The following is a 9915-nucleotide window of genomic DNA, read 5'->3' as shown; positions in this document are numbered from 1 at the left end:
CGACAAACTTGCCAGAAACTTCTTGGCCGCCGTCCACCTCGCCGCTCTCGTCGCTTATTGGATCAATTGAGTCTGAACCCTAGCTAGTTTGAAAATCACAGCCTGGCGCAGGGTGCGTCAGTCCTTTTTTACTGGCGAGATCCGATATCCCCTGGCTATGAGGTCGGTGAGATGTCGATTAAAAGGCTGCTTTGGCGAAGCCGAAGCGGCTGCTTCGTCAGAAAAGCATGCGGAGCAGATCGAATCCCTCATTGGGAGCTCCCGTCTGCGTTCGATGAGACAGAGGCAAGATGGGTGAGATTGCCACCGGCGATTATTGTATGAAATCATCGCAGCGGAATGACGCTTTGAACGCGGTCTGCAGCGTCTCCGTGGTTAGGGAAGAAAGCCAGGGCAATCGCCCGAGCCAACGCGCCCGCCCAATCTCGCGAATAGCAATCTGCGCCTCAGCATTTTTTTCGCCAATGAAGGCAATCCCAAGGATGCCGATGTCGCGTTTTCGCAGCGCCTCTATCGAGAGCAGTGTGTGATTGATGGTGCCAAGCGCTGTGCTCGCACAGAGAACGACTGGTAGCCGCCATCGCTCAAAGACATCAATGTAGAGCGTATCGCTACTCAGCGGCACCAGTAGCCCGCCGGCGCCCTCGATCACGAGCGGACGATCCGCAGCGTCCGGCACATTGAGCGAGTCCGCGTCGATGCGAACTCCGTCAAGTTCCGCGGAATGATTGGGCGAAGCAGGCGTTGTCAGGCGGTAGCGCTCAGGCACGATGCGATCGGCCGACAGACCACCCAGTCGTGCGACGATCTGAGTATCGGTCTCTCCTTCGAGGCCGGCCTGAATCGGCTTCCAGTAGTTGGCTCCGAGGAGATTGGCGAGCCCCGCGGAAAACACCGTTTTTCCGATTCCAGTACCCGTACCGGTCACCACGATCTGCTGGCTCATCGAGCGCCTCCTCTCGTCTTCTCAGTGAGCGCATCGAGCATTGAATGCTGTCATTTTGCTCCAGCCTAATCGACGGATCGTATCCAAATTCCCGCTCTTTATTGCCTGAGCTATCAGCCTAATTTACCTAATTGTTGGCCGCTTGTTGCCGAATTGCGGCGCCCGATCAGTCGAATACAAAGCTTTTCATGCGAGGCGGATCTCGAGTTTCGTCAAGCAAAGCACGCGAGGCGATCTGAGGTTTGGAAGGATCAAAGCTAGGGATCGCCCAGCCGTGCGACGAGCTCGCCGGTCTCTCCTTCGCGGCCAAGCTGAAAGGTTGCAATTGCGCGCGCATGAGATCGACCGACACTGCGGAAAAAACCGATCTTCGGACTTTGCTATCCGTAACGGCCAACAGATCTGCTGGCTCATTGAGCCTCATTTGTCGTCTCCTCGCTCAGAGCATCAGGCATTGCAAGCACATCCTCCTCGGCGACGTTGCGCGTCAGTGAAATTCGTAGACAAGCGTGCGGACTGGCACCGTTGGCGGCCGGATTGAGCAGATATCGAAGCCACGAGCCTGCAGTGCAGAGGCAAGCCGCATTGCGCGCGCATTGTCGCCAACGAAACAGGGCACAATCTGCGAGCCCGAAGGACTTTGCCAGCCACTGACGCTCGGACTCCTCCTGCAGGATCGATCTCGCTGCCCGCACGGCGATGGCCATCAAGGACGAGGGTGCGGTGGCGAAGATGAATGGAGGACAGCGATTGACCATTAAATTGCGCAACACACCGGATGCAGTGACAAGCGCGCCGGCGGCACCGAGCGCCTTGCCACAGGTGTGAACGACCAGAAGGTTTTCGCGCCCCTCACAAGGCGCGGTTAGCTCCCGCCCTTGCTCACCGTAGACGGCTGTATGCGCCTCATCCACGATCAGGAATGCATCGGGTCGGTCCGCGATTGCGACAAGGTCTTCGAGCGGCGCGAAATCGCGATCCATGCTATAGAGACTTTCGACCACGATCCACGCGGACGCGCCGCAGAGCATCCTGCGAGTGACTCTCGTTGACGACGACGAGAATGGTTCCTTTGACGTCTCCTGGCACGTGTCCTACGTTTCCTGGCATGCGCATAATCGCGCCGCCATGCAGGTAGGTCGCGCGCGCTCACGCTGCGACCGGTGATTAGCGATGGTCAGCGGCGTACGCGACTTCGGGGACCTTGTGAATGAAATTGTAACGCGCCACGTGGTAGCTTGGATCGAAGCCGTAGAAGTTGAGCCGCATGCGGCTCAGCTCCTCGTTGCGGTACGCCTCGAGCGGCTTCTCGGCTTCGTCCGCGGCGCGGCGCCTTCGCTTGTCGACGAGGCGCGCGGCATAGTCGGGATCCGATGCAAGCGCGGCCGCGAGCTTCACGAGATCGTCCGTTGCGGCGCCCCTGGCCGTCAGCACGCGATCGACGATGCCGAGGCGTCCGGCCTCAACCATGCCCATCGGCAGCCGGCATTGAGTGATCATGGCCGCATTCGCGGCACCCGCGCGGCGCGGCAGAAGATAAGTCCAGTATTCCGAACCGTAGAGATTGCCCATGTTCTTGTAATGCGGATTGAGCACGATCCGATCGCTGGCCCAGACCTCGTCGGCGGCGAGGCTGAGGAACACACCGCCTGCGCCGGGATTGCCGCGAACGACGGAAACAACCAGCCGATCGGTGGTCTCGATGATGGCCCGCGCAAGATCGTCGATGGCAGTGATGTTGCGCCAGGACTCATCCGCCGCGCTGTCGGCGGCCTCGATCTCGGCAAGATGGACGCCGTTCGACCAATAATCACGGCCGCCGGTCAGCAGCAGCACCTTGGTTGCGCGCGCAAGCGCGGTTCAAGCGTTGAGCAGTGCCTTGCAGTTGTCGGAGCTCATGGCGCCGTTGTAGAAGTGGAATTGCAGCTCGCTAACCTCGCAATACTCGCGATATTCGATCGGACCGTAGCCGCATCCTGGCCTGTGCGGCAGATGCGCGGCTTCCGACGCGAAGATCTTCGCCGCCGCAAGTTTCAAGCTCTTCGGCGCGACACTCCGACGTGGCCGATCCAGACCGCGCCGTCGGCGGTGGCCCGGGCCAGCGCGCCGTCGCACTGCGCCACCACGGTGCCGGGTACGCTGGAGATGTCATGGGCCTCATGCGCATCGAACAGCCGGACGTGCTGCCAGAACAGACTGTCGGTCAGGCCGGGCATGCCGTCGGCGCTGTCGATCTTGCGAAGCACCTCGACGGTTGTGTCGTGCTCCCAGTCGATCGCGCGATCCGCTTGCCGGCAGGGCCCCGCACGCGAATGCGCGGATCGTCGCTCGCCATTGGCGCGGGCGCCTCGTGCCCGGCCTCGATCGCGGCAATGGCCTCGAGCACCGCCTCAGCGTAGGGGGTGACCTCGTTGCGGTAGATGCTGGACTTCGCGGCACGCCGCATCGGGAACGTGCGATGGACCCAGATTGGACCGGCGGTGAATTCGCCATCCGCCTGCAGCACCGTGACACCCCACTCCGCGACGCCCTCGAGAATGGCCCAGTCGAGAGCCGCAGGACGGCGGTCACCGGGCGGGCCGGGGTGCACGATCAGGCAACGCACGCACGCCAGACATCGTCCGGGATCGCCGCCCCAGGCGATGATCGCCATCGCATCCTCCGCCATCATCTTCAGCTTCTCGACGAACGGCTTGCCGCCGTCGATGCAGAACATGCCGCCTTCGTTCAGCGGCGGATTGCCTTCCACCGCGAGAATATATTGCCCTTTGTGCTTGGCGCGGGTCTCTTCGAGGATCGCCTCCGCCTGGTGGCCTGCGGCCGCCATGATGGTGTCGTCATAGTCGAGCGAGATCATCGAGAGCACGGCATCCTTCACCAGCGGATGCGCGGAACGAATGAAGCTCTCGGAACAGCAGGTGCATTCGAGGCCGTGCATCCAGATCACCGGCACGCGCGGCTTGGTCTCGAGCGCGTTCGCGATGCGGCTCGCCGCCAGCGGCCCGAGTCCGAGACTCGTCGCGGTCAGGCTACAAAATTTGTGAAAGCTCCGACGGGTGATACCTTGTCGCCTGATCACGCTGTAAAACGTTTCCGTCGCCGCGCCCATGAGTCCTCTCGCCTCGGCTTTGACTTCTCTATAACGCCAAGGACAGCAAGAAGCAGGCCAAGCGCTGGAAGAGGTAAGGAAAGTAGAGTAGAGTGATACCAAATTGTCGCAGATTTGAATTGCTCGAATTGCGGTGCGCGCGCATGCCGCGACCGAGAAAAGCGGAAACAATTCGATTTCAGGCGACAACGAAGTTTCCGCCCCCGCGCGAGAGACCACTCAATGCGCGGCGCACACTCAGGGATCGAACGAGCGCACGACGTGCTGGATGGCAACCGAGCGTGCGCCGGCGTCGCCGAGATCGGTGCCGATCAGCGCCTTCCAGCGGGCCGCCGTCATCGGCCGGCTAGAAGGCCACACTATGCAGCCACTTCCCGGCGAAGGTACCCATGGGTTCGAGCGGCCGCGCCCGCCCCGGCAAGACATCGCGTGCCGCAGTGCCGCGCGTCGCTGCGAAACGGTCCCGTGTCTCGTAGTGCATGCGCGGCACAGACCTCGCGAGCGAAGTCCGGCATGAAGAAGATGTAGAAGTGCATGAGATGATCGGCGGCATTCTCCGCCGCATGCGCGGGATTGGTGACGAGTATCCCGTTCGGCGCGACCTCGGCCGCCATCGCATCGCGAAGAGCGGCAGCCGCGGCGACCGACTGCGAGACCGAGCAGATGCCGCAGATCCGCGGCGCCAGCGCGAGCGCCTCGGGGGCGGACGCCCCTCGATGACCTGCTCATCTGGCGCGTATGCGCGATGTTGGAAAGACAACCAATCTTACGGATGTGAAAGGTGGTAGTCGCACGGGGAGCCCGCAACGCGCCAATTGATAAATTTGAACTTGAAGGTCGGGCTTTCTGGCGTCACCGTAGCACGGTTGGCGATACGCTTTTCGCTGACGTGATGGAGGTTCGTTCACCATGGCGTCCGAGTGACCCAATAGCGGCCACCCACGCGACGCTAAACGTATCGCATATAAATTAAGACAGAACTTCCTTCCGCTCTGTAAACCGCCACTGCCTCGGCTCGGGAATGTCGTTTTCGCGACAAACGTGCATTGAAACACGGCCGCGTCGGAATCGAACACAACACACATTTGCCGAATACCGGAGTGCACATGCAGGGAGGACCAGACTTTGATGACGGAAACGATCGCCTCGATCACGCAGGCGAAGGAGCCCAAGTACTGTTCGCTCGAAACGTCGGCTGGTTCTGCGACGTGATATCCGCGAACAGAGCAGCACCGCAGAATGGCGCCCGCGTCGGGCTGCGTCGTGAGGGCCATCGCCGCAATCCTTCAGTCGAGCTTCGCTGGGATCGCTCCAACCGCGGGCGTATTGTCATCAGCACTAAAGCTGTGATGCCGTGCGACATCCGCCAAGGACTGGCCTTGCATCTCACGTCTCGTCAGGTCGTAGAAACTTACGAGAGACGGCGCTTCACCGCGGATGCCAGACCCACGGTGCGCCTAAATGCCAGGACTGGAGGTAGTGAACTGCAACCAAAGCAAGAGCGAAGACAAAGTGGCGGGCTGGAAAGCCCTCGTTCTCGGCTCCAGACGATGATCCATATTGTGATTGGAACAGATCGAAAGCGCGCAGGCGCTGAGATTTATCAACCGGGAGAATTACAAGACCTTGCAGACGTTTGACGGAGCGGCATTCGAGCGGGAGCGGGACGCGCTGGCCTCGATTTATGGTTGATCAGACAATATACCTTATATTAGCCGCCCGGCGGCTATCTCTACAATCTCTGGAAGTGCGCCAACAGTCCGCGCGGCCTCTGGCGACGAACCACTCTGGAAGAATTCGCGCGCCGCCTTGTGGGACATTCTGCTCGACATCGGCCAGCTCGGCATCAGCGAGGGTGAAGACCGGCTTCTGAATGCGACGGCCTCGCTGCCCGGGGCTCATGGACGCAGGAGTGCTGAGCCTGCCGGCGCGCCAGCGATGCTGTCACCTTCCGTGAGTTCAACGTCGACGGGAAAGCGGTCGCTCGCGATAGCTTCGTGTTGCCGGAAGCCGAGCCGCGACGCTGAATGGGTTGATCTCGGTACGGTGGTGCTGTCGAGCTCTTATGGGCGGGATATGGCGACGACACCTGGCTATGCGCACACGGTGCGGCTGTGGCGGCGCGGCACGGGGGCAGATCAAGCTCCGGTGATCTTTGACATTGCAGCCGGTAATGGCAGAGCCCCTTGCAATGTCGACCATACCGTTGCGCAAGCGCGGATGTGGTTCGTCGATCAGGTGCGCGCGTCCGGAGGGCTTTGCTCTGCCGAGCTACACCACCACCGGCGTCGCCATATCGGGGACACGTGATTTGGTCACGCGAGATCCGGATATACCCCGCGCTGTCGCGATTGCTTGTATTGCGGTTGTGGCTCACCAAGCGTCCCACGTTGTTGAGGTTAACGCATTTGCTTCGGGGCATATAGGTCACAGGTTCATGCAGACATTGACGAGCACCTCATGCAGCTGTGAGTGTGATGGATCCAAGGCTGGATTGTGAAGTCCGAGGCAAGGTCCCGATAGGATAGTACAGCAAGATCGCGATACTTACGCAACGAGGGCACATGCTGCTCGCAAACTTCTTACGGCTCCAAGAGACTTCCTGCCGATAACCTCTCAGATCATTGCGCAAATGCGCAATTTAAGGCGTAGGCGGACTCGAGCGCGAAAGGGGCCTCCGCGAAAAGCGCGCGATCGAAGTCGTCGAGGGTGGTGCTCGCAAATACAGCTGATTATGATCGACGCAAACAGTTGCTGTGCAACGGTCCAGCAGCAGCCGTCACCTGTAGCGGGCAAGATCAACGCATGAACAGCACCTCCTCTTCACCAGTCAATGCGATCGCAGCCGAGCTTGGCCGCCTCGATCCCGGATACGCGCCGACGCCACTCCTGAACCTTCCGGCGCTTGCGGAGCGGCTCGGAGTGGCGCAGGTGCTAGCGAAAGATGAGGGCCGCCGCATGCTCGGCAGTTTCAAGTCGCTTGGTGGCACCTATGCCGGGCTGCGCGCGCTCGTCCGGGCCTCGCGCATGCAGTTGGCCGACCTTCTCGCGGCCCGACCTAAGGGGCAGCCGACCCTGGTCTGCGCCAGTGACGGCAATCACGGGCTCGCGGTAGCTGCCGCCGCGCGCTTTGCCGGGGCGCCTGCCCGCGTGTTCCTGCACGAGGGCGTGCCGAAAGCGCGCGCGCGCCGCATCGAGAATCAGGGTGCCGAGATCGTATGGGTGCCGGGCACCTACGACAATGCAGTTGATGCGGCCGCAGCCGCGGCCTGCCAAGGCGCCGGCATTCTTGTCGCCGACACGACCGACGATCCGAATGACCCCATCGTTTGCGACGTCATGGCGGGGTACGGCGTCACGGCGGCGGAAATCCGTGATCAGGTGGATTTCGCCGGCCTTGGGCGTCCGACACACGTCTTTATACAAGCTGGGGTCGGCGGACTCGCCGCTGCCATCGCCGAGGGCCTCTCGGGCTGGCTGGCATCTCCGGGCTGCATCGTGACGGTCGAGCCGGAAACCGCAGCGTGTCTCGCGCCCGCGCTCGCGGCCGGTCGCCCGATTCGGGTGATGGGCGATCTCCGAACATCCGCGGAGATGCTCTCCTGCGGCCAGGCGAGTGCGGCCGCCGTTGCGGTGCTCAGGCGTCACGGCGCTCGCGCCATCACCGTGCCCGAGGCGGAATTGGTGGATGCTGTCCGCGTACTCTCCGCCCACGATGGCCTTGCCACCACGCCGTCCGGTGCGGCGGGCCTGGCGGGTGCCATGGCTGCCCTCGCAGACCCGAGCCATACAAGGGATCTCGGATTCGACCGGTTGAGCCGCATTCTCGTCCTCCTCACCGAACGCGCCTGGGAGGACCGAACGTGAGCACCGCAATCTTCGCTCCTAGTTCGACTTGCATCCTCTCAGTGACGCCATGTCTGGCAGGCTCGACGCTTCATCACTGGATCATCGGCGGTCCGTCTCCGGCTCGAGAACCCAGCGGCGCGCCCCCGACGGAAACGGGCCCTTCTGCTTTAGGCGGGCGAGTGGCTCTTGTAGTCGGCTTTGAAGCGGCCTGGGCTACTGGCGCACGAATATCTGCAGGAGATGCGCAGCAGTGTTCTGCAGAGACTCAATTCTTGAGGTCAGGGCTGCGATTTGATCTAACATGCGTTTCAAATCGGCTTGCTGCGCATCGATGTTGCGGTTGAGCGCTGAAATCTCGTCGCTCACCTGCTGTTGCCCCGACCGAATCTCCGAAAGGGCCGCTTTGTCTTCAGGTGACAACGCCAGCATTGGGACGACTTCACGTGCCACTAGCGCCTCGATCATTCGGTCGATATGGGGCCGGTAAAATTGACCCCCAACGCATAGCCCGATGAAGATGGCGACAAATCCAACAACCCACGGAAGGCGTCTTGATGACGTCTGCAAGACGGGCGGCAACTCCGAACCGTTCGCTTGATCAATCACATCCATCATTCTTTCTCTCGATCTATATTGGCTCTCGTTGCCGCGGTAGTAGATGACGGTCAAGAGCGTCCATGCGAAGCTAATTGGTCATGCGCACAAAGATATCTGGAAAGATCATGCCGCTTCAGCGTCCAACACGACTCTGCTCGTGCAACGAATCGATGTTTTCCAGCGCCAACAGGCACTCGGCGCATTAACGCCGCACGGGCAACGAAAACACGCACGATACGATCGCGTCCATAGCTCTAAGTACACTCGCGATGGCGCGGGCTCCTCCGCACCAGCGGCAATCTGCCGGGAGCGCTGTCGAAAGATAAACAAGCACGCTCGCAGAAGGCGGGCTCAGCTAGCTTCTCAGATCAACTCTGCGCCCGAACCGATGGCTACAGGCAAAGTTAAAGCTAGCCGACTGAGAGATGACGAATCGCGATCTATAAGAACGGGCATTATCTGCGCGAGTCTAACAGCGAGCCTCTTAACCAGGATCATGAGCCAGGAGCCACGGCTCCCCTATGCCGGAATTTACCGGTGTATGGGCTGGCATCGTGAGATCGGCATCGTAGCGGGGCCACGTCTTACCGCCACAAGGACATCATACGCACGCGGTGCATTTTTCAAGCGTGACCACCCGGTTCGCAGACTTACTCGGAAATACAAGGAATATCGATTGGCGACTGAGTGGGCCTATCTTTTCGACTTGCAAGCCTAACAGCCTGCATTGAACGCGGCGGCATTTTCGCGGCGAGGTTAGAGCAAGCCCATCAGGTGTCAGTCGTTTCAAAATTGCGATGGAATTGGTGGGGAATTCTTCGGAACGCGTGGACTTCTGGTTTTTGTGGCGGCGAGATTGGGTTGAGACGCAGAGCCGTACGACTCACTCAGAAGAAAGTCGGGTGCTCGCGGCAAGCCGAGAAAGTGATCTGGGGCGGCCCCAACAGGGATCCGCCCGCCCAGCGGATTTTTCCTGCTACAAACACTTGTTCCCCAAAAAATCGGTCCTATTTCAGCTGCGCCTGCATTGGCACTCGCGGGCCACGATTGCTAGCAATCGGGAAATCTTCAACTGTAGTAAATGCTTAGGAGATCTGCATGGAATTCCGTCCGCTTCACGACCGCGTCGTGGTCAAGCGCATTGACGCAGAAGAAAAGACCGCTGGCGGCATCATCATTCCGGACACTGCCAAGGAAAAGCCTTCGCAAGGTGAAGTCATCGCCGTCGGCCCCGGCGGCCGCGACGAGAGCGGCAAGCTGATCCCGATCGACGTCCTGGTCGGCGACCGCGTCCTGTTCGGCAAGTGGTCCGGCACCGAGGTCAAGATCGACCAAGTCGACCTGCTGATCATGAAAGAGAGCGACATCCTGGGCGTTCTCACGGACGCGTCCGCCAAGAAGAAGGCCGCCTAAA

12 protein-coding genes and 2 pseudogenes are annotated in these 9915 nt (G+C 60.7%); 4 read left to right on the top strand and 10 right to left on the bottom strand.

All coding sequences use genetic code 11. The features are described from left to right. Nucleotides 1-313 precede the first annotated feature (313 nt). From bioD to IVB32_RS13035, 9 genes and pseudogenes are all read right to left on the bottom strand, one after another. The gene (gene bioD, locus IVB32_RS13070; protein WP_247410533.1) at nt 314-946 is read right to left on the bottom strand and encodes a dethiobiotin synthase; all 633 of its coding nucleotides are present in this window, start codon (nt 944-946) and stop codon (nt 314-316) included. 166 nt (nt 947-1112) lie between these two features. Beyond that, the gene (locus IVB32_RS13065) at nt 1113-1370 is read right to left on the bottom strand and encodes a hypothetical protein (protein WP_247377613.1); all 258 of its coding nucleotides are present in this window, start codon (nt 1368-1370) and stop codon (nt 1113-1115) included. Then, nucleotides 1357-1956: pseudogene (locus IVB32_RS13060) on the bottom strand (aminotransferase class I/II-fold pyridoxal phosphate-dependent enzyme); the annotation flags it as partial. The pseudogene IVB32_RS13060 and the gene IVB32_RS13065, both read right to left, overlap by 14 nt. 157 nt (nt 1957-2113) lie before the next feature. Continuing rightward, nucleotides 2114-2782 carry an enoyl-CoA hydratase/isomerase family protein gene (locus tag IVB32_RS13055; protein WP_247410532.1) on the bottom strand — a complete coding sequence of 223 codons (669 nt, stop codon included), beginning with the start codon at nt 2780-2782 and terminating at the stop codon, nt 2114-2116. A 24-nt stretch (nt 2783-2806) separates the two neighbouring features. Then, on the bottom strand, nt 2807-2983 hold the full coding sequence (locus tag IVB32_RS13050; protein WP_247410531.1) for a hypothetical protein: 177 nt from the start codon (nt 2981-2983) through the stop codon (nt 2807-2809). After that, entirely contained in the window at nt 2980-3192 is a 213-nt protein-coding gene (locus tag IVB32_RS13045; protein WP_247410530.1) for a hypothetical protein, read from the bottom strand. The genes IVB32_RS13050 and IVB32_RS13045 overlap by 4 nt, the downstream gene beginning before the upstream one ends. Before the next feature lie 386 nt (nt 3193-3578). Beyond that, a pseudogene (locus tag IVB32_RS13040) lies at nt 3579-4055 on the bottom strand (hydrogenase small subunit); the annotation flags it as partial. A gap of 237 nt (nt 4056-4292) precedes the next feature. Further along, nucleotides 4293-4415: a hypothetical protein gene (locus IVB32_RS42775; RefSeq protein WP_256466576.1), complete on the bottom strand. Its 123-nt coding sequence runs from the start codon at nt 4413-4415 to the stop codon at nt 4293-4295. After that, on the bottom strand, nt 4415-4720 hold the full coding sequence (locus IVB32_RS13035) for a hypothetical protein (RefSeq protein WP_247410534.1): 306 nt from the start codon (nt 4718-4720) through the stop codon (nt 4415-4417). The genes IVB32_RS42775 and IVB32_RS13035 overlap by 1 nt, the downstream gene beginning before the upstream one ends. A gap of 441 nt (nt 4721-5161) precedes the next feature. Between IVB32_RS13035 and IVB32_RS13030 the strand changes: the two genes are divergently transcribed. From IVB32_RS13030 to IVB32_RS13020, 3 genes are all read left to right on the top strand, one after another. Continuing rightward, nucleotides 5162-5695, top strand: coding sequence for a hypothetical protein (locus IVB32_RS13030; RefSeq protein ID WP_247410528.1), 534 nt, complete (start codon nt 5162-5164; stop codon nt 5693-5695). A gap of 169 nt (nt 5696-5864) precedes the next feature. After that, a complete protein-coding gene (locus IVB32_RS13025; RefSeq protein ID WP_247410526.1) occupies nt 5865-6365 on the top strand; it encodes a hypothetical protein in 501 nt (166 codons plus the stop codon). A gap of 399 nt (nt 6366-6764) precedes the next feature. Next, complete coding sequence (locus IVB32_RS13020; RefSeq protein ID WP_247410523.1) at nt 6765-7922, top strand: pyridoxal-phosphate dependent enzyme; 1158 nt, start codon at nt 6765-6767, stop codon at nt 7920-7922. Between the two features lie 195 nt (nt 7923-8117). Here the strand turns inward: IVB32_RS13020 and IVB32_RS13015 are convergent, their stop codons facing one another. Then, nucleotides 8118-8519, bottom strand: a complete 402-nt coding sequence (locus IVB32_RS13015) for a hypothetical protein (protein ID WP_247410521.1) — start codon at nt 8517-8519, stop codon at nt 8118-8120. A 1080-nt stretch (nt 8520-9599) separates the two neighbouring features. Between IVB32_RS13015 and IVB32_RS13010 the strand changes: the two genes are divergently transcribed. Then, nucleotides 9600-9914 (top strand): co-chaperone GroES, encoded by a 315-nt coding sequence (locus tag IVB32_RS13010; protein WP_018459066.1) that lies wholly within the window; start codon nt 9600-9602, stop codon nt 9912-9914. The last annotated feature ends 1 nt before the right edge of the window (nt 9915 follow it).

It is taken from the genome of Bradyrhizobium sp. 23, assembly GCF_023073295.1.
GTDB classification, from domain to species: Bacteria; Pseudomonadota; Alphaproteobacteria; order Rhizobiales; family Xanthobacteraceae; genus Bradyrhizobium; species Bradyrhizobium canariense_D.
The sequence above is the reverse complement of the archived record's forward strand: the minus strand, read 5'-3'. Positions and strand labels throughout refer to the sequence as shown.